Raw genomic sequence first — 19,296 nt, 5'->3', positions numbered from 1 at the left:
GGATACACGCTCAGAATTCTGAGCCACTCAAAGTTCTGGTCTGTTATGTAGTATATTAATTCGCGACACATGTCGAAAGAGAGAGGCGATGGCGACCTTCGAAACCAGCGTTCAATTAACCACCACTCCTGAAGAGATTTTTGAATTTCTGATCGATACCGATAACATTCTGAAAATCAGCCCTCCTGACACGGGTCTGGCTTTCACCAAAAAACCAGACAAATTATCTCTGGGTGCGGTTCTTGAGTTTCAAATTCAGGGCTTCGGCAAAGTGCAGGAAGGAACGCATGAAATCATCGCCTTCGAAAAGCCTGACTTTTTTACTGAGAAACAGATTTCCGGGCCCCTCAAATCATACACGCACGAACATCGCATCGTACCCAGCGGCGACAATCAGGTTACCGTGATCGATCGGCTGGAATTCGAACCACCGGGCGGACTGCTCGGCTTTCTAGTCACCGAATCGAAGCTGCTGGATCTGTTCGACGAAGGTTTCTACCATCGCCACAACGCCTTAAAAGCCATCTTTCCGTAAGCTGCGGCCTACTTCAGAACCGGGCGGTTACCCCGCTGCAGTCGTTGATCTCCCGGTCGGGCGATACGATCAGCGGGCAATCCCAGGTCGGCTCGAACCGGCTCCTGCGGCTCCGTTGAGTAGACCGTCTTCAAGGCGTCCAGACGCTGCTTGATGAGCGATAGTGCTTCCAGCTCTTCTGGAATCGATACATTCGACGTTTCTAAAACTCCGGCACGCACGACTCCGGCCCCTTTCGAGCCCGGCGAGACGACCCGTGGTTCCCCCGAACGGGGCGTTGCGACAAACAGGCAGGACTCGCGCGGAAACAGTTCGCTCGCATCCGTAAAGCAGACAAGCGAGATCTTCCCCACTGTCTGTTCCTGTTCTTTTTTGTCTTCAGAAACCACAGCCGTCACAATACCCGTTTCAGAAATCTGCACTGAATGTGCGTCGGCTGGCAGTCTGATCTCGGGCAGAATCAGATAATTAATTTGCGAACCACGAATACAAAGCCGTCGCTCACCGTCAAAGATCAGGCGGCCCGATCGAGTAAATGCTGTCGCTTCACCCAGTTTGACCTGCAGAAAACCAGATCCTTCGACCGCCAGATCCAGTGCGCGTCCCGTCTTGATCAGTTCGCCATTCGTTTGAGAAACCCGGGTCTGCAGCACCTGGCTGCCCATCCCGACAGCGATCGGCGGTGCCGACTCTGATTCCTCGCTGGCCGGTGTTTCGAGATATTCATACGGCAGTGCCTCGAATTCCACATACGAACGCTTGAAACCAATTGTTCCTGCATTCGCAATATTATTCACGATCACATCACGCGACAGCCGCAGTGCATCCACGGTCGGCTTGAGCCGCTGCATCAGTTCATCGCGGTCCGCTTTCGAGGAAAATCCGATAAAGCCTGTCTCATCAGAGTGCCCACCGTTCGATGAAGAGACCGGCTGCTGCGGTGCAGAACCTTCGAAATTTTTCAGCGGGTGTTCCCACTTCTCTTCGGGAATTTTCATTGCACTTTTCGGCTGCAGTAACTTACGAATGGAAAGCAGATCCGAGGCCACCTTGTGAGGCACACCTTGCAACTCTTCAAACCAGATTTGTAACTCTTCTTCTGAAGCATGCGGCAGATGCTCGCGAATGATCGAACGTGTGATCTGATCTTCTTTGGAATCCGAACGATTCTTCGAATTCGACAGTGGCTCCGCATTCAACGGCGGCATTAAGGGGCCGGGAGTCTGGGGGAATTCCTGATTTGGTTTTGTAAACAAAGGGAGAGAGGGCCCGGTTTCTTCCAGTTCCGAAATGGAGTTTTCCTCAATCCGCCCGAGAGCCTCTAATGCAGGACCATTGATCGCAGGAGCATCGGCAGTGAATTCGTTTGAATCGATTGCTTCGTCGTTCTCTTCGGCTAAAGCCAGTTCTACCGGGATCAATGCCTGATCAATGGGGAACGGGCATTCGTCGGTCTCGGCGACAGCCAGCTCATTCGGAGCCGCCGCTGAACTGCGGTCGATGGCAGCCGTCACGGTCGACGCTTCATCGGCAAAACCCAGGTCTTTTAAATAGAGAATGCCCTGGATAAATAACACACCAGACAGAACACAAACGGAAACAGCAAAAATGATCCGCTCAAAATTTTTTCTCATATCTGCTTCCTTGCAGCAACAAGGCTCGACATCCAGTTTCGACTTGCTGATTGGTCTATCAAAATCAGAATCGTTAAGGTATCGAAATCACCAATTTAGAACAAGACGATTCCTGTCGGCGATATAAAATTCCAGACATCCTTTTGAAGCCTGAACTCACGTTATCTCAAGAATCTTAACCAGGAACACGCCCGGATGTAGCGTAAACACACACGAATTACGTACAATAACAGACTCTTCATAATAGACGCGATTTGAAATCCTGAATGCCAGCCTCAATGACTCCTTGATAATTCAAAGCCCCATAATGAATATCCCGCTTCCCAAGGTTTACCGAATTCGCCAGAACTTCCAGTCTTCTCGAATCGAGAACGTTCCCGAAGCCGTTCTGACCGAACTTCCAAAAATCAATTTAGACAAAGTAGTCAAGCCAGGAGAGACTGTTGCCATCACGGTCGGCAGTCGTGGCATCGCCAATATCGCTTCGATAATCAAAACCACCGTCGACTATCTGAAGTCGCTGGACGCCGTCCCGTTTATTGTTCCCGCGATGGGCAGTCATGGTGGCGGCACTGCAGAAGGACAGGCGGCCGTCATCGCAGCGTACGGCATAACCGCCGAAACGATGGGCGTCGAAATTCGTTCGTCAATGGAAACCGTGATCGTCGATACAACGTCGCACGGCATCCCCGTTCATTTTGACAAACATGCCTACGAAGCCGACCATGTCTTGATTTGCGGCCGCGTCAAACCGCACACCCGTTTCGTTGGCGACATTGAATCGGGTCTGCATAAGATGATGCTGATCGGCCTCGGTAAACATGAAGGCGCCAAAATCTATCACCGGGCCATTGAAGATCTCAGTTTCGAAGAGATCATCAAAGCCGTCGCTTCTTCGATCTTACAGAAATGCTCGGTCGTCGGCGGTCTGGCGATTGTCGAAAATGCGTATGATGAAACCGCGCTGATCGAAGCTGTGCTCCCGGAACAGTTTTATGAACGGGAAACCGAACTACTCAACATCGCCCGCGAATCGCTGCCTCGGCTCCCGTTTGAGAAAACCGATCTGCTGATTGTGGACCGCATCGGTAAAAATATCAGCGGCTCCGGAATGGATGCCTGTGTCATCGGCCGCAAGTTTAATGATCATGCTGCCACCGAACGCGACAATGTCTCTGCCAAACGCATCATGATTCGCGGCCTCACCGAAGAAACGCACGGCAATGCCTGTGGAATTGGCCTGGCGGAATTCACCAATCAACGTACAGTTGACAGCGTTGACTGGAAAATCACCCGCATAAACGCTAATACTGGTAGTCATCCTACCGCAGCGATGGTGCCACTGGCCTATGAAACAGACCGCGAAGCCATCGAGGCTGCATTACAGACCATCGGACTGGTTCCACCGGAAACCAGCCGCATCGTACAGATTTATGACACACTCGAATTGAGTGAAGTCATCGTCAGCGAATCGTATCTGGAAGAGATCAACGCGCGTGACGATCTGGAAATACTTTCCGGGCCGTTTGAGCTGCCATTCGATGCCCAGGGAAATTTGACCTCCGTTTTTGAAAAACCGCATCACTAAAATTTAACCTCAACAGGAAGAAATTCATGTCCACCGAAGGCCTCTCTAACGCTGCCCTTGAAGAACTTGCCAAGTACGACACGCCGACTGTCTGCAACGTCATCGAACTCTGGAACATCCGCCCCCGTAACACCGGCTACATGAATGATTCCATCAAAGCCTGTTTCCCCAAGATGCCTCCGATGGTTGGTTACGCGTTAACATCCACCTTCCGCAGCATGGCACCACCACGTAGCGGCGACGTTTACTCAGGCCTCGATGCCCAGGTCGCTGCCTTCGAATCTCTACCCGGTGCGCCGGTTGTCGTGTATCAGGACATTGACGAACCAACGGCGTCCGCTACCTTTGGCGAAGTCATGTGCTCCACTTATAAAGCTTACGGTGCGAAAGGCATCGTGACGTCAGGTGCGGGCCGCGATCTAGATCAGGTCGAAGCCCTTGACTTCCCTGCTTTCACGAACGGCACCAACTGTGCCCACGGCTACTGTCACACACTGCAAGTGAATGTCCCTGTTACGGTTGGCGGCATTCCCATCTATCCCGGCGATCTCTTGCACGGCGACCTGAATGGCGTGACTACGATCCCCACGGAAATTGCTTCCGAAGTCGCCGATGCCTGTAAAGACCTGATGAAAGCCGAAGATATCGTGCTCGATTATCTTAAAACCGGCAACCTGACCCCCGAAGGTCTGGGAGAAGCTCGCAAAGAATTAGGAGCCGAAATCGCCAAGCTCGGCAAACGACTCCGCGGCGAATAAACATTCCCGCAATACAAGAACCACACCAAAGCTGGCTCATCAACGAGCCAGCTTTTTTTGCTGAATCCCATAACCAGGGCGGTAAGCGTTTTTGTGGTAGAAATAAATCCTGACGACATTCAAGATTTTAAGCACCAGATCAGACTCACAATCCATGGCGCAGCCTTATTCGGACCACGCATACGGGGTGACTCACTCCGTCCCCAGTTGCTCCATCGCGGCGGGCATGCGTTGAATATTGCCTTCCCGGTCGACGCAGGCGATCACACTGTGGGCCCTGGCGATAGAGGCACCATCTCGAAACAGTTCGTAATCGTGCTCCAGCTTGGCGCCGGTGACGCGGGAAAGCGTAGTCCGCAGCGTCAGTACATCATCATAGCGGGCCGGCAGGCGGTATTTGCATTCAATCTTCGCGACTACCAGCAGGTAGCCTTTCTCTTCCATCTCACGGTAGTTACCTCCCTGAGAACGAAAGAGTTCGGTGCGGCCCATTTCAAAGTACGTAAAATAATTTCCATGATGCAGAAATCCCATGGAGTCCGTTTCGTTATAACGGACGCGGATCTCTATCTCATGTGAGGCAGACATATGCTGGCATTCCTTTTTCGAATCAGGTTCGGGCAGGAGTCGTGAGCGAAACGTCGTAGGTACGGTGGGTGTCTTCATCGCCGTTATCGTTTTGAGAATTTTCAACGGCGATCTGATACAACTGGCGACCCGCTTCCGTGGGATAGGTCGTATCAATACAAGCCTGGCAGAGGGACGTACCGGGTAGACCGACGGCACGCGAAATCGATTCCTTAGGCAGGTATTTCAGGCTGTCGGCACCAATCGCGTCGGCCATTGCCTGTTCGACTTCCGGGCTCATCTCCCCCCCCTTCAGAAAACGGGGTGCGAAGAGCTCGTTAATCGTTGACATATCAATGCCATAAAAACAGGGGCCAATGATCGGCGGACAGGCCACGCGGACATGCACTTCTTTCGCACGGCCGCGTTCTTTCAACTGGCTGATTAACGCTTTCATGGTGGTAGAACGAACGATTGTATCTTCCACCAGCAGAACCCGTTTGCCTTCCAGAACTTCCGGGAGCGGCGTGTATTTCGCACGGACCTTGTCACTACGATTCGCACCTTCGATAAACGTACGGCCGATATAGCGGTTGCGGATCAGACCTTCCAGACAGGGGACGCTCAAGTGATAAGCCATACTGTCGGCGGCGGCTTTCGCAGTATCCGGTACGGGCACGACGATCGTATCGTCGTCAATCGGAACGGTTTCCTGCTCGGCCAGTTCTTCACCCAGTCGTTTGCGGGTAATGTAGACGCTCTGATCATCGAGCGTACTGCAGACATTGGCGAAGTAGATCCATTCAAAGAAACAGTGTGCTTTTTGTTTGGGTTTCGCGTATTCACGGATGGTAAGTTCGCCGTCCTGAATCACCACAGCAGAACCGGGAGGCAGACTGTAAATTTCGTCTTCTTCAAAACCCATATTCGCCAGCGCCACGCTTTCACTGGCAGCGGCAAACAGCGAACCGTCAAATGCATAACACAACGGACGAATGCCCACCGGATCACGCGAGACAAACATGTTGCCGAGTGCATCCAGAAAGACAATATTATAAGCGCCGTCCAGCCGCTGGCTGAGCGTGCCCAGTATATCGAACAGTTCGCCGGGATTTTCTTTCGAAAGTTCCTGAGAGATCAGATGCATCAGGATTTCTGTATCGGTTTCCCGCGCCAGATGAAAATCGGATTCGGTCAGAACTTCTTTACAGAGTTCCTGGTAATTCGCCAATTGACCGTTAAAGCCGAAGCTGAACCATTTGGATTTCTGAATATGATGCCGTTCAAAAGGCTGAGCGTAGCTCCGGTCATCTTTACCGCAGGTCGCATAACGCACATGTCCGATGGCAGCGGGACCTTCGTACTTCTGCATCAGATCATTAAATGTTTCCTGATGATTCAGCTGGAACACCTCCGTGACGGTGCCCACATCTTTGTGCGTATCGATCAACTGATTGCGGTTGGGGTTGAACGTCGTCATCCCGGCCGCCAGTTGACCACGATTTTGGATATCCAGCAGTAACCGGGAGATGAGTTGGGATGTCTTTTCAGGGTCCCCCAGAGGTGCCAGCGGGCTGGTCTCTTTGTTGGGAAGGTGATAAACGGCTGCAACTCCACATTCGTGGTATAGTTCCGACATAAAATGCCTTAGTTCGTGTTTAAGGGTTTCAAAATCAGTGTGAACCGGGTGAACTATGCGGTAAATTGTTTCAGGGCTATCGTGAAGAGACAAACAAATTCAGGGAGTGAAGGCGAAAAAGTGACGATTTTCGGGGAAATCAACACGATTTAGGGGCAAACTCATCTCGAATGAATGTCTATGCTGCAGCCACGGACTACTATATTATATAAATATTAAGAAATAGGGACCCGGTGGGGAGTGCCTGTTTGGAATTTTTTTGTGATTCGTTGAAAAAGTGCAGACCGTGAGTCTTACAAGACGTGAAGTAATCGAAACGGCGGAAACGCTGGTCATCAAAATTGGAACAAACGTTCTCTCTTGCGCGGACGATACACTCGACCCCGCGCGGATTGAATTACTGGCGGAGCAGATCCACCGTATCAAGGAAACCGGGCGGAAAGTCGTCGTCGTCTCCAGCGGTGCCATTGGTGCCGGCATGGGACTCTTGGGATTGAAAGAACGCCCCAAAGACCTCGGCCATCTGCAGGCTTCAGCGGCAGTCGGTCAGGCGCATCTCATCCGCCGCTATGATCGTTGCCTGCGGAAACACGGTTATCATGCAGCGCAACTCCTTGTGACAGCCAACGATTTTAAAAATCGCACTCGCTATCTCAATGTGCGGAATACGATCCATACCCTGTTCGAATACGGGGCCGTCCCGATCGTAAATGAAAATGACACGGTCAGTATTCAGGAAATCAAATTCGGCGATAACGATCATCTGGCGGCCATGGTGACCAGTCTGGTCAAGAAGCCACTGCTGGTTATCCTCTCGGTTGTGGATGGCCTGTACGACGGCGATCCCAAGTCAGCGGGGAGTCGCCGGATTTCCCAGGTTCAGGATTGGACACCTGAATTACTGGCACTGGCGACTGATGACAGCAGTTCACTGGGGACCGGGGGCATGAAGTCCAAACTCCAGGCCGTCCGTTCTGCGACGGCGGTCGGCGAAAATGTGATTATTGCAAATGGTCAGCAGGAAGGAATTCTGGATCAGATTCTCAAAGGGGAAGATGTGGGAACTCTGTTTCTGGCCCAAGGGGCTTCGGTCTCGGCCTGGAAACGCTGGATTGGCTATACCATTCGCCCGAAAGGGAAATTCCATCTGGATGCGGGGGCAACGAAAGCCATTCGTGATGGGGGAAAATCTCTGCTGGCGATTGGCATTCAATCCATTGATGGAACATTTGAAAGTGGTGAAGCTGTGACTCTGGTCAGTCCGAGCGGCGAAGAATTCGCCCGGGGACTGAGTAATTATAATTCCAGCGATTTAGCAAAGATTGTGATGCGACGTTCGGATCAAATTGCCACCATCCTCGGGGCGGTCCCTTATTCCGAAGTCATTCATCGGGATAATCTGGCAGTTCTCGAAAATCATCCTGCATTGTAGGAGCAAGCACTCATGTGGATTACCGAAACCGCCGTCCCACCCATTCTTATCTGCTGCGTTATCGCAACGATCCTGTTTGTTCAATGGTACTTAAGACGTCAGACCAAATACATCGCCGGTGCCATTGTGATGGTCGTGTTGATGTTTGGCTTTTATCTACTGGAATTGAATATTATCACCACGCGGGAGCAGGTCGAGTCTGATCTGTACGGTCTGGTGAATGCGTTTGAGAACAAGGAAGTGGATACCACAATGAATTATATCAGCCCACGGGCAGATGTATTGCGTCAACTGGTTCAGACGGCTTTGAACCTGGTGACCATTGATGGGGAACTCAGAATTACCGATGTGGAAACCGCGCTCAGATCGGAAGATTCTGTAGCCACGACTCACTTTAGAGCAAACGGCGCGGCCACGTTCGGCAGTTTTTCCGGCCGTCACCCCACGCGCTGGGAATTAACGTGGCAAAAAATGGGAGGGGAATGGAAAGTCATCAAAGCCACTCGCCTGAACCCAATCACCGGCGAAGAGCTCCGTCCGATGTCATTGAAGTAATCGGGAACATCTCACGCCAAGTTCATGAAACCCATTTACGAAAGTACTCAATCGTAGTGGCGGTGCCTGTATACCCGGTACCTGGCATTTTTAGAGTCATTAGTTCAACGTCGGGGAGAGTCTGTGTGCTCGCCTGCCTGGCGAGATTCAACTTGGTTTCACGTTGTGAGTGGAACCAGAAAAACCTTCGCATGTCGTCAGGAATACTGCGCAAGCCCTGCTTCATTCCCCCATCGGGTTCGCTTTACTATCAGCAGTTACTGTGTTTGCCTTCTTCAAAGTCCGTTCAAAGAATTGTTCCATCAGGGGATCCGTTTCCTTCTGATTCTGGGTAAACACACTATGGCCGGCTCCCGGGTAGCGGTGGTAGGTGACATCTTTGGCACCAGCTGCTTTCAATGCTTTGACAAATTGATCTGCCTGGGCCACGCTGACGACTCGATCTCTGGTTCCCTGAAATATCAGGAACGGGGGGGCTTTGGCATGCACATAGCTGATCGGCGATGCTTTTTTAGCTTGTTCCTGCAAACTGGTTTCAGGCTGTTCCAGAAATTCGATAAGTCGGGGCTTGTTTTCCACGCCGCCGGGCCAACGTGTAAAATCGGTTGGTACTGCAGAAACACAAACAGCATTCAACACGCTTGACTGATTCTGCCAGGGGCCATCCCCTTCCAGATGCTTGTCTTTCTCAACCAGCGCCAGCAGGCTCACTAAATGGGCGCCGGCTGAGTTCCCATAACCTCCGATCCGGTTGGGATCTACTTGATACTTTTCTGCGTGAGCCCGTAACCAGCGAACCGCACATTTCGCATCTTCCAGGCAGGCGGGAAAAGCGGCTTCACTTGTCAGACGATAATTCACACTGATACAGACATAACCTTTCTTTGCGTATTCTACTGGGGCTGTTCTAAAAATACCGCGACGTTTATCTCCGCTTGACCAACCGCCACCATGTACAAACACCAGCGCGGGACGTCGTTCTTTTCCGCGTGTTTTCGGCATCACCAGATCCAGTGTCCAGGCAGAACTGTCTCCCTCGCGATAAAAAATATCTTCGACAACGACCAGCCCTTTCGGTACCGCAGCCGCGCCGACACGAGAAGGAACCGTATCCTTCTTAATCGGATCCTCAACAGATTTTGCCTGTTCGTCGGGAACCAGATAAACGGCAATCATGAAGAAGAAAAGGACTGTCAAAATACGCGTGACAAATAGCGGCATCGGTAAGACCCCAGATCACAGAAAGGTCAAAAGGAACAGTGATTCAGCAAGCCAATAAACCCCGGAATTCTGATCTGGTGTCTCACTTTCTTTTTGAAATCGAAAAAATGAATCACGATATTGCCGTAACTCAGGGGAGATACTCTTTATGTAAACAGAGATTATTAAATAAAGATAAATTGTATATAATTTATCTCAATAATAGATTATTGTTGACAAAATCAGTGGGTTCTTTTCAAATGGAAGCTTATTTTACTGTTCTTTCGAATCCTGAATCTATGAATTACGTTGCAAATCATCTCATTACTTATCGCTCGGAGAAAAAAGATGTCAAAACGAATGAGGGCAGGTTTTACGCTCATTGAGTTGCTTGTCGTGATCGCGATTATCGCGATTTTAATTGCTTTGTTGTTACCGGCTGTCCAACAGGCGCGGGAAGCAGCACGACGGAGTACCTGTAAGAACAATTTGAAGCAATTGGGAATCGCACTCCACAATTATCACGACACCCACAAACGGTTTCCCTGCACGATTCACACAAACAAGACCTGGGGCGCCGTCAATTCAGATCATGGCGGCAGCTGGTTAGTGCATCTGCTTCCCTTCATCGATCAGGCACCGTTGTATAACGTTTTGGATTTCAATTTAGATCCCGCGCATCAGGCTCAGACCGCCAGTGGCCAATATGCTTATGAAGTTGTCATTCCTGCTTTTGTTTGTCCAAGTGACACACATGAAGGATTCTGGACCAATGGTATGAGCGTCGATGGAACAACCAACGGGCAAAAACGGGCGGTCTCCAATTATTCGGCCAGCATGGGCAGCCAGCAGAACGGACCGGGCGGGACTCACAATAATTACTTTGGCCACGGCCCTGTGACTCGCGCGGACACCATGAACCCACGAGAAATTTCGGGGGTGATTGGCCACATGTCCTGGGCAGCCCGGATTCATGACATTACCGACGGAACCACGAATACCATTGCCTTAGGCGAAGTCCGTCCGGAGTGTTCTGATCATGTTCGCAATGGCTGGATGCACGTAAATACCATGTATACCGGCACCGGCGTTGCCATTAACTTCGACACCTGTGAAGACAGTCCGGGCGCTGCCAGCGGAACGCCCAACTGGTTCTCCGGCCAATGGGGTAACAGCCAGGGGTTCAAATCGCGACACGTGGGCGGCGCCCATTTTCTGCTCTGCGATGGATCGGTTCGTTTTCTGTCTGAAAACCTCGATATGGTTACGTACCAGAGACTCGGAGATCGCCGAGACGGGGAACCAGTGGGCGAATTCTAATCAGAGTCCCCTGGATCAGATTTCAAACTCCGAATTTTCAGACATGCTGCTGCCGATCTCCGGCAGCAGCATTGGTTCGCCTCAGTTCTAGTGGAGAAAAAATGTTGAAGTTTCTGCCCCCTCAATTTGTTATACTGGGAATGATGATTCTGGCCACGGGATGCGGATCGGGTGTCGATCGTCCTTCGACGACAAAAGCAGAAGGCACGGTCACGTTTGAGAACCAGCCATTGGAAGGTGCCAGCGTTTCGTTTATCCCGGAAAACGGGCGACCTGCTTCCGGTTTTACAGATGCGAGTGGCCATTTTATTTTACGAACGTTTGAAGATGCAGACGGGGCGATTCCGGGAAAGCATACCGTGATCATTTCCAAAGTCGCCGCCGATTCCCAAAAGCCGGATGACATTTATGCCACTCAGAAATCAGCTATCCCGGAAAAATATGCCGACTTGAAGAAGTCGGGACTCACTGCCACAGTGAGCACTGACGGAGAAAACAAGTTTGACTTTGATTTGAAGAAATAGGTTTTCACAACAAAGTCAGAATCGAATTCCGATATCAATCGGTTTCCCATGACAGCATTGCACGAAACAGTAATTATGACTCGCTCACTCACCATCGTCTTACTGACATCATTGTTCTTCGCAGCCCCTGCTATCGGAGAAGAAACGCCGTCGAAAAAAACAATCGACTTTGAAAAACAGATCCTGCCCATCTTTCAGGAAAACTGTTTTGACTGTCATGATGAAAATACACAGGAAAGCAAATTGCGTCTGGATCGGAAGTCGGCGCTATTGCGTGGCGGCGATTCCGGTGAGCCGGCGATTATTGCAGGGCAAAGCGGAAAGAGTCACTTAATCAAACTCGTGCGCGGCGAAGAAGCCGGGCACCTGATGCCCCCCGATGAACAGGACCGACTTTCGAAAGCACAGATTCGTCTGTTGGAAATCTGGATTGATCAGGGGGCCCCGTGGCCCGGCCCCAACGGCGTCGTCAAACAGGAAGCGCAAACGACTGATCACTGGTCGTTCCAGCCTCTCGCACAAGTCTCGCCTCCCGCGATCAAAGACGACTGGATCACGGGCGGCATCGATGCGTTCGTATTGCAAAAGCTTCACGAAAAAAAACTGGCCCACAATCCGACCGCTGACCGCCGTACTTTGATCCGTCGACTCTATCTCGATGTGCTTGGCTTGCCCCCTTCTCCCAAACAGGTGCAACAGTTTCTGAATGATACTGCTCCGGATGCCTATCAGAAGCTTGTACAAACGACTCTTGACAGTCCGCACTACGGCGAACGCTGGGCACGTCACTGGCTCGACCTGGTTCGCTTTGCGGAAACGCATGGTTTCGAAACGAACCGCGAACGTCCTCATGCCTGGCCGTACCGCGATTATGTGATCCAGTCTTTCAATGCAGATAAGCCTTACGATCAGTTTATCAAAGAACAGATTGCCGGCGACAGTTTCGGGAACCCGATCGGGACCGGATACCTCGTGGCAGGTCCTTACGATCTGGTCAAAAGCCCGGATATCAATCTGACGCTCATGCAGCGACAGAACGAACTGGACGACATGATCAACACCACCGGGACCGCGTTCCTCGGTCTAACACTGGGCTGTGCTCGCTGTCACAATCATAAATTCGATCCGATTACACAAGCCGACTATTACTCGATGCAGGCCATCTTTGCCGGCGTGAGACATGGCGATAAAAAACTGCCCGTTCCCGATTCGCGACAGAAACAAATCCAACTCCAGCAACAGCAACTGGTAAAGCTGCAAACAGAATTGGAACAGTATCTTTCAAAAACCGTCTCGCGGCAGTTTACCTTTATTGACGATATTCCCTCTACCAGCGGTACCGACAACAACGTTGCCCAAGTCACACTGCTGCAACCGCTGGCAGGACGAGGGACCAATCCCGCGGGCACCGCACGCGGCGAACAACAAGATCCGGGCAGCCCCAGCCATTCAGCCAACCTGAGTGGCGGCAGTTACAGCTGGTGGAAAAACCGACCTGATCAACCAGTCATCGCCTGGAAGCCACAAGTCCAGGGTGACTATCATATCTGGCTTTCCTGGGGCGCTGGGTTTGAGACACACTCGTCAGACGCGCGCTACGTTCTGGACCGCGATGGAAACCCCGAAACCACCGACGACTGGGAGCAAGTTGCGCTCGTCGATCAGAAAAAATTCGCAGACGGCTCCAAACCTTCCGCCCGCAAAGCACTCTGGAGCGGCTTTCATCATGCGGGCGTATTTACGCTGACAGAAAACGAAGCACTCCTGTTGGTCGGCGGCAAAACCGGAACCGCCGTGACGGCAGATGCCGTGCTGTTCGAAGCGGCCACGCCGTCGGGACTGACACACCAGCCGATTAAACCGACGTTCCGCAAACCGGTTCAAGCAACCCATAATCTCGAACGGATTGATCCCGTCGAAGCCAAATTCGTCCGATTTACCATTCGCGCCACGAACGGCGCTCAGCCTTGTCTGGACGAACTGGAACTCTTTTCCCGAGGAACCAACGTTGCGCTGGCGGGAGCGGGTGGAGTCGCTTCCTGTTCCAGTACGTTGCCCGGTCACAAAAAACATCAATTGAAACACATCAACGACGGGAAATTCGGCAACTCACACAGTTGGATTTCGAATGAAAACGAGAAAGGCTGGGTCCAGATCGAACTGGCACAGCCGACCGTCATCGATCGGATCGAGTGGGCCCGCGATCGCGAAGGACAATACGGCGACCGCCTGCCCGTTGATTATGTCATCGAAGCCTCGCTCACTGGAACCGACTGGGAAACCATCGCGGGTTCGAGTGATCGTCTGCCGCTCTCGCTGCCGCAGTCGACTTTAAAATCGGCGTCGGTCGCCTATCGCTTTGATCATCTTCCTCCCGAACAGGCGCAAGCCGGGAAGCAATTGCTGGCAGAACTGAAGCAAGTCCAACACAAACTCTCGGTGCTTCAGGTGACGCCGACTGTGTATGCGGGACAATTCAGACAACCCGGCCCCACACATCGGCTGTATCGAGGTGAGCCGTTGGCCAAACGGGAACAGGTGATGCCTGATGCCCCCGATATCTTCACCAATCTGAATCTCAAAGCAGATACTCCGGAACGCGAACGCCGCAAATGTCTGGCTGAATGGATTGCCTCTCCGAAGAATCCGCTTACCGCTCGTGTGATGGTCAATCGCATCTGGCAGTTTCATTTCGGTCAGGGATTCGTAACGACGCCCAGCGATTTCGGAGCCGGCGGCGTAGCACCCACACATCCCGAACTGCTCGACTGGCTCGCGCAGGAACTGATCGACAATAACTGGTCACTCAAGCACATTCACAGTTTGATTCTCAACTCCGCCACTTATCAGCAGTCGGGCAAACCCAATCCGAGTGCGATTCAAATCGATGCGGCTTCCCAATACTGGTGGCGTTTCCCACCACGACGCCTTGAGGCCGAACCGATTCGCGATTCAATTCTCGCCATTACCGGTGTGATTGATCTCAAACAGGGAGGCCCCGGCTTCAGTGCCTTTGAAGTCGACGCAGAGAATGTACGGCACTATCACCCCAAACAATCCTACGGCCCCGAGGACTGGCGCCGCATGATCTATATGACCAAAGTCCGCATGGAACAGGATTCCGTCTTTGGTCTGTTTGACTGCCCCGATGCTGCCACAACGGTCGCTAAACGCAGCCGATCGACCACACCGCTCCAGGCGCTCAACCTGTTTAACAGTGCATTCCTGCTCCAGCAGGCCGATCTGTTTGCTAAGCGTCTCGAAACTGAAAAACCGAATGATCTTCCCGCGCAAGTGAAGCACGCCTTCGAACTCTGTTTTTCACGTCCACCAACAAAAACTGAACAGGCCGAAGCCATCGCTTTTATCTCCCAGCATCAACTTCCCGCCTTTTGTCGAGCTCTGTTGAACAGCAACGAATTACTGTTTATTCAATAACCCGAACTGAAATATCATAATATTAATCATAACGAGTCACGATCATGAGCGCTTCAAACTCCGAACTTCCTGCCAGTCGCCATCTACTGAACCGCAGAAATTTCCTGAACCAGACTGCCACCGGCCTCAGCAGCATCGCCCTGTCCGCCATGCTGGCAGAAAACCAGCTCCTGGCGGCCAATAAGGAAACCAGCCGCACGGTCGGCGGAAAAACGCCCATCAGGCCGCAGATTGATCCCGGAAACCCGTTCGCCCCGCGCGACACCCATTTCCCGGCAGCAGCGAAGAATGTGCTCGTCATTTTCTGTTCGGGTGCCTGCAGCCACATCGACACATTCGATTATAAACCGGCGTTGATCAAAATGAACGGCAAGCCGATGCCCGGCGGGGATAAGCTCGTCACCTTTCAGGGGCAGCAGGGGAACCTCACACAGAGTCCATGGAAGTTCAAACCCCGAGGCGAATCGGGAAAAATGATCTCCGATCTTGTTCCTCATTTAGGCGAACTGGCAGACGACATCTGCTTTCTGCATTCGATCAAAGGGAAAACGAACACGCACGGACCAGGTGAAAATTACATGTCGACCGGTTTCACCCTCGACGGCTTTCCCAGTATGGGTGCCTGGACCAGCTATGCACTGGGTAGTGAAAACCGTGATCTCCCCGCTTATGTAGCGATTCCCGATCCTCGCGGCACGCCTCAGGCCTCCGTCAACAACTGGGGGCCCGGGTTCCTGCCCGCCGCCTTCCAGGGAACCGATTTCAACGCCGCCCAACCGATCCGCAATTTGAATCGACCGGCGGCCATCGCTTCGAAAACCGATCGAGCAACCCGCGATTATCTGCAGCGTTTGAATGAACAACACCTCGAACGGTTCCCCGGCGACAGCGAGCTCGCGGCCCGCATTTCGAGTTACGAACTGGCGGCCCGCATGCAATTGAGTGTCCCCGAAATCAGCGATCTTTCGCAGGAGTCTTCCAGCACACTCAGCATGTACGGCATCGACGATACGAAAAATCAACTCAAGGCCTCGTACGCGAAAAACTGTCTCTTAGCACGGCGGCTCATCGAGAAGGGCGTACGTTTTGTGCAACTCTTTAATGGTGCATATCAGACCGGCGGAGAAGGCGTCAGTAACTGGGACGGGCACAAAAAAATTGTCGACCAATATAACGTGCACGGCCCGGTTCTCGATCAGCCGACGGCGGCGCTCATCAAAGATATGAAGCAACGCGGCCTGCTCGAAGATACACTCGTCGTCTGGTGTACCGAATTCGGTCGCATGCCGACGTTTCAGAAAGGGGCCAGTGGTCGCGACCATAACCCGGAAGGCTTCACTTGCTGGATGGCGGGAGCCGGCGTCAAAGCACCGTTTACCTATGGTGCTACCGATGAGTTCGGCTATAAAGCGGTTGAGAACGTCGCCACCGTGCATGATTTCCACGCGACGATCTTACATCTGCTGGGGCTCAATCATGAGCGGCTAACCTTCTACCACAACGGCCTCGAACGCCGCCTGACCGACGTGCACGGCACCGTAATTAAAGATATCTTAGCATGAGGGAACAGATCCCGTTTCAACCCGTTATTCTTTCACCGCCATCGAGACGCTGAAAATTCCTTCGTCATCAATCAGCATGTCGACTTTGCGGAAGCCGACGGACGAGACAAGTTGATCCATTTCCTGTTGCGTGCGGCATCGCATGACCCAGGGATCGCCGTCCCGATTAGGAAGGACACGTGCAATCATTTCCTGCTGCGGGTGCCAGGGTTGGTTCGTATACAGCAGGTAACCGCCTGCAACCAGCGTGTCGGAGAGCCCTTTTAACGATTCCTGCAACGGGGCATTTGCGGGGAATAGTTCATACAGACCAGAAACGATGGCGATATTTGGCTGAAAGTCGTGTCCGGTAATCGCGGCGGCGCTAAACGCGTCGCTTTCTTTGTATTGAACGCTGTCGATCTGCATCTGCTGGGCCAAAGTGCGTCCGGCCTCTAAGCCCCCCACATCGCGGTCACACATCAACGCGCTGATCTCTGCTTCCGGATGATTTCGGATCGTATCCAGAATATACCGCCCCGGCCCCGAGGCGATGTCTTGAATCCGAATCGCTTCTCCGGCGGTATGCAGTTTTTCAATGGCCCGATCCAGCATCATCTGCATATGAATCTTCCGTTGACGAATGCCACACCAGCCCGGCGAGTTGAGATAGAAATGATCGATCAATCGCCCCAGTGGCGTGATTCCTTCCGGTGTATTGCGGTAAACATGATCCAGAGATTCACCCGAATCGAAGCCCGTCTTCCAGCCGACCTGAATGCCTCGACTGAGACGGCCCGTGGTTTTCATTCCGATCGATTGCAGCGCAAACCCCCATCGTTTTGGTGAAGCGAGTGACAACGGCTGTTCCAGTTCAGCACAAATCTGTTTTGAATGCCCGCGTTGATCTTCTTCCAGTAAATCTGGCGTTTCAACGGCCGATTCAAACTGGCGGACAAGAAATTCTCGCGTACGGGTGATGGGTAATTCGCGTTTCTGCTCCCAGAAAGTGGAATGATAAAAGTCTGGATACACTTCTTTCTCTTTGATGGGAGAAGAGAGCCGCTCAAAGAATTGATCCTGTGGTTTTCGTTTAACGACCCAGTCTTTACCAGAAATCAACATCAGCGTCGGAGTCTGAATCGCACCAGCATCCTCGACCAGACGTGTTGACGTATCGTGCAGGCCCAGCAGAATATTTGTGGCAATCTGTGGCGAAATCAACGGGTCGGACGCGTACTCCCGTGCCTGCTCTGCATCATGGGTCAGCATGCCCGGTTTGACATAACTTTTAATGAATGATTTAGATTTCAATTGATTCAACACCCGCAGACCGGGAATGGCGAAGGGAACATACAGTTTAATCCGAAAGGCCGGCGTTGCCACAACGAGTGCCCGGATCGGAGGCGCATAATCGTGAACCCAGGCCGCCGCCAGTACGGCGCCAACACTCTGGGCGACTACCGCTGTGTTTTCCATTGAAAGATCGAATGTTGCTTGAATGTGACGGACGAACTCGTCCACATCCCGCACCAGTCGTCCGAAGCTTTCCGCATAACCACGTTCTCCCGGCGATCGACCATGGCCCCGGGCATCCCAGGCAAAGAACCAGAAATCATCCAGATCAATGCGGTCAATCAAATCCTGCCAGCGTCCCGAATGTTCGTGGCCTCGATGCAGGAGCACAATCGCTTTCTGTGAATTCGTTCGGGGAGCCCAGGCGCGATAAAACAATTCCGTTCCATCACTGGTAACAAACTGATGTTCGGTTGCCTCTCGCGAGTTCGCTGATGGGGGGATTTCTGTCTTCGTCATCTCAATTCCGCCTTTTCTCACAGGTTGGAGTTAACACAGGCATTTCAGATTCAGCATGTTTGAATATCAGGCGTTCTCAGCGAAAAAACATCACGAAGATTTTCATCCGAATTCTCAATTTTCCTGATTTGCACTCTGTTTCAGCGCCAAGGCATGGCGGGCTCGGTTCAGAATGGTGAGAACTAATAAGAATACAATGACATACAAAACGTAATTGATCCACGGCCCGATTTGTAATCCGCAACCCATGAGTAACCCCAACAGGCCAAACAGAAAGGCACGATCACTTTTTCCCATTGGCCCTTCATAACGACGGGCTACACCGATCTGGACTGCGACCACTCCCATCATTTCACTGATGACCGCCAGCAACACAATAATCACGATCGGCACTGCAGGCAGTCCCGGAACCAGCGCAAATGGCAGATAGATGGCGGCATCGGCAACAACATCACCGATTTCATTCAGGATCAAGCCGAGATCCGATTTCATGTTGTGCTCGCGGGCCAGCATTCCGTCAATGGCATTCAAAGCCATGCGGATAAACAGAAACAGAGGCACAATCAGCAGCGGCCATTTCTCACCCGGAAATAACGCGATACACAATCCGACCAGAATCGAAAGCAGCAAGGCCGCGATGGTGACCTGATTGGCTGTCACCTTCATTGCTGCCAGCTTACGGGTAATGGGACGCAGCAAACCCTGAAACTTCGGTTTTAAGTCGTAAATGCTAGCCATGTTTTACATTCT

General features: G+C 52.1%; 15 protein-coding genes. 9 read left to right on the top strand and 6 right to left on the bottom strand.

What is annotated here, in order from left to right; translation table 11 throughout:
* Positions 1-88 precede the first annotated feature (88 nt).
* Complete coding sequence (locus Enr17x_RS26105) at positions 89-535, top strand: SRPBCC family protein (protein ID WP_145312869.1); 447 nt, start codon at positions 89-91, stop codon at positions 533-535.
* 8 nt (positions 536-543) lie between these two features.
* Here the strand turns inward: Enr17x_RS26105 and Enr17x_RS26100 are convergent, their stop codons facing one another.
* The gene (locus Enr17x_RS26100; RefSeq protein ID WP_145312867.1) at positions 544-2,169 is read right to left on the bottom strand and encodes a flagellar hook-basal body protein; all 1,626 of its coding nucleotides are present in this window, start codon (positions 2,167-2,169) and stop codon (positions 544-546) included.
* Between the two features lie 307 nt (positions 2,170-2,476).
* Between Enr17x_RS26100 and Enr17x_RS26095 the strand changes: the two genes are divergently transcribed.
* Both Enr17x_RS26095 and Enr17x_RS26090 read left to right on the top strand, forming a co-directional pair.
* Positions 2,477-3,757, top strand: coding sequence for a lactate racemase domain-containing protein (locus tag Enr17x_RS26095; RefSeq protein ID WP_145312865.1), 1,281 nt, complete (start codon positions 2,477-2,479; stop codon positions 3,755-3,757).
* Between the two features lie 26 nt (positions 3,758-3,783).
* Positions 3,784-4,515, top strand: coding sequence for an RraA family protein (locus Enr17x_RS26090; protein WP_145312863.1), 732 nt, complete (start codon positions 3,784-3,786; stop codon positions 4,513-4,515).
* A 192-nt stretch (positions 4,516-4,707) separates the two neighbouring features.
* On the opposite strand, the gene Enr17x_RS26085 is transcribed toward Enr17x_RS26090, so the two are convergent.
* Positions 4,708-5,103, bottom strand: coding sequence for an acyl-CoA thioesterase (locus Enr17x_RS26085; protein ID WP_145312861.1), 396 nt, complete (start codon positions 5,101-5,103; stop codon positions 4,708-4,710).
* A 22-nt stretch (positions 5,104-5,125) separates the two neighbouring features.
* The gene (locus Enr17x_RS26080; RefSeq protein ID WP_145312859.1) at positions 5,126-6,721 is read right to left on the bottom strand and encodes an amidophosphoribosyltransferase; all 1,596 of its coding nucleotides are present in this window, start codon (positions 6,719-6,721) and stop codon (positions 5,126-5,128) included.
* A 286-nt stretch (positions 6,722-7,007) separates the two neighbouring features.
* Between Enr17x_RS26080 and proB the strand changes: the two genes are divergently transcribed.
* Positions 7,008-8,153, top strand: a complete 1,146-nt coding sequence (gene proB / locus Enr17x_RS26075; RefSeq protein WP_145312857.1) for a glutamate 5-kinase — start codon at positions 7,008-7,010, stop codon at positions 8,151-8,153.
* Positions 8,154-8,165: 12 nt separating this feature from the next.
* Positions 8,166-8,708, top strand: coding sequence for a hypothetical protein (locus tag Enr17x_RS26070; protein WP_145312855.1), 543 nt, complete (start codon positions 8,166-8,168; stop codon positions 8,706-8,708).
* A gap of 222 nt (positions 8,709-8,930) precedes the next feature.
* Here the strand turns inward: Enr17x_RS26070 and Enr17x_RS26065 are convergent, their stop codons facing one another.
* On the bottom strand, positions 8,931-9,929 hold the full coding sequence (locus Enr17x_RS26065) for an alpha/beta hydrolase (RefSeq protein WP_145312853.1): 999 nt from the start codon (positions 9,927-9,929) through the stop codon (positions 8,931-8,933).
* A gap of 327 nt (positions 9,930-10,256) precedes the next feature.
* On the opposite strand from Enr17x_RS26065, the gene Enr17x_RS26060 reads away from it, so the two are divergent.
* The 4 genes from Enr17x_RS26060 to Enr17x_RS26045 all read left to right on the top strand — a co-directional run bounded on the left by Enr17x_RS26060 (position 10,257) and on the right by Enr17x_RS26045 (position 16,752).
* Positions 10,257-11,228 (top strand): DUF1559 domain-containing protein, encoded by a 972-nt coding sequence (locus tag Enr17x_RS26060; RefSeq protein WP_145312851.1) that lies wholly within the window; start codon positions 10,257-10,259, stop codon positions 11,226-11,228.
* Positions 11,229-11,329: 101 nt separating this feature from the next.
* The gene (locus tag Enr17x_RS26055; RefSeq protein WP_145312849.1) at positions 11,330-11,752 is read left to right on the top strand and encodes a carboxypeptidase regulatory-like domain-containing protein; all 423 of its coding nucleotides are present in this window, start codon (positions 11,330-11,332) and stop codon (positions 11,750-11,752) included.
* 75 nt (positions 11,753-11,827) lie between these two features.
* Positions 11,828-15,190 (top strand): DUF1553 domain-containing protein, encoded by a 3,363-nt coding sequence (locus tag Enr17x_RS26050; RefSeq protein ID WP_198000814.1) that lies wholly within the window; start codon positions 11,828-11,830, stop codon positions 15,188-15,190.
* A gap of 44 nt (positions 15,191-15,234) precedes the next feature.
* The gene (locus Enr17x_RS26045; RefSeq protein WP_145312845.1) at positions 15,235-16,752 is read left to right on the top strand and encodes a DUF1501 domain-containing protein; all 1,518 of its coding nucleotides are present in this window, start codon (positions 15,235-15,237) and stop codon (positions 16,750-16,752) included.
* Between the two features lie 24 nt (positions 16,753-16,776).
* On the opposite strand, the gene Enr17x_RS26040 is transcribed toward Enr17x_RS26045, so the two are convergent.
* Together Enr17x_RS26040 and Enr17x_RS26035 are read right to left on the bottom strand one after the other, a co-directional pair.
* A complete protein-coding gene (locus Enr17x_RS26040; protein ID WP_145312843.1) occupies positions 16,777-18,546 on the bottom strand; it encodes a bifunctional alpha/beta hydrolase/class I SAM-dependent methyltransferase in 1,770 nt (589 codons plus the stop codon).
* A gap of 114 nt (positions 18,547-18,660) precedes the next feature.
* Positions 18,661-19,284 (bottom strand): CDP-alcohol phosphatidyltransferase family protein, encoded by a 624-nt coding sequence (locus tag Enr17x_RS26035; protein ID WP_145312841.1) that lies wholly within the window; start codon positions 19,282-19,284, stop codon positions 18,661-18,663.
* Positions 19,285-19,296: the final 12 nt, after the last annotated feature.

Source organism: Gimesia fumaroli (genome assembly GCF_007754425.1).
GTDB classification, from domain to species: Bacteria; Planctomycetota; Planctomycetia; order Planctomycetales; family Planctomycetaceae; genus Gimesia; species Gimesia fumaroli.
The sequence above is the reverse complement of the archived record's forward strand: the minus strand, read 5'-3'. Positions and strand labels throughout refer to the sequence as shown.

What these genes read in the sequence shown, in the direction of transcription:
- Enr17x_RS26105 (WP_145312869.1), top strand. Translation starts at nt 89, where the DNA reads ATGGCGACCTTCGAAACCAGCGTTCAATTAACCACCACTCCTGAAGAG.
- Enr17x_RS26100 (WP_145312867.1), bottom strand. Translation starts at nt 2,169, where the DNA reads ATGAGAAAAAATTTTGAGCGGATCATTTTTGCTGTTTCCGTTTGTGTT.
- Enr17x_RS26095 (WP_145312865.1), top strand. Translation starts at nt 2,477, where the DNA reads ATGAATATCCCGCTTCCCAAGGTTTACCGAATTCGCCAGAACTTCCAG.
- Enr17x_RS26090 (WP_145312863.1), top strand. Translation starts at nt 3,784, where the DNA reads ATGTCCACCGAAGGCCTCTCTAACGCTGCCCTTGAAGAACTTGCCAAG.
- Enr17x_RS26085 (WP_145312861.1), bottom strand. Translation starts at nt 5,103, where the DNA reads ATGTCTGCCTCACATGAGATAGAGATCCGCGTCCGTTATAACGAAACG.
- Enr17x_RS26080 (WP_145312859.1), bottom strand. Translation starts at nt 6,721, where the DNA reads ATGTCGGAACTATACCACGAATGTGGAGTTGCAGCCGTTTATCACCTT.
- Enr17x_RS26070 (WP_145312855.1), top strand. Translation starts at nt 8,166, where the DNA reads ATGTGGATTACCGAAACCGCCGTCCCACCCATTCTTATCTGCTGCGTT.
- Enr17x_RS26065 (WP_145312853.1), bottom strand. Translation starts at nt 9,929, where the DNA reads ATGCCGCTATTTGTCACGCGTATTTTGACAGTCCTTTTCTTCTTCATG.
- Enr17x_RS26060 (WP_145312851.1), top strand. Translation starts at nt 10,257, where the DNA reads ATGTCAAAACGAATGAGGGCAGGTTTTACGCTCATTGAGTTGCTTGTC.
- Enr17x_RS26055 (WP_145312849.1), top strand. Translation starts at nt 11,330, where the DNA reads ATGTTGAAGTTTCTGCCCCCTCAATTTGTTATACTGGGAATGATGATT.
- Enr17x_RS26050 (WP_198000814.1), top strand. Translation starts at nt 11,828, where the DNA reads ATGACTCGCTCACTCACCATCGTCTTACTGACATCATTGTTCTTCGCA.
- Enr17x_RS26045 (WP_145312845.1), top strand. Translation starts at nt 15,235, where the DNA reads ATGAGCGCTTCAAACTCCGAACTTCCTGCCAGTCGCCATCTACTGAAC.
- Enr17x_RS26040 (WP_145312843.1), bottom strand. Translation starts at nt 18,546, where the DNA reads ATGACGAAGACAGAAATCCCCCCATCAGCGAACTCGCGAGAGGCAACC.
- Enr17x_RS26035 (WP_145312841.1), bottom strand. Translation starts at nt 19,284, where the DNA reads ATGGCTAGCATTTACGACTTAAAACCGAAGTTTCAGGGTTTGCTGCGT.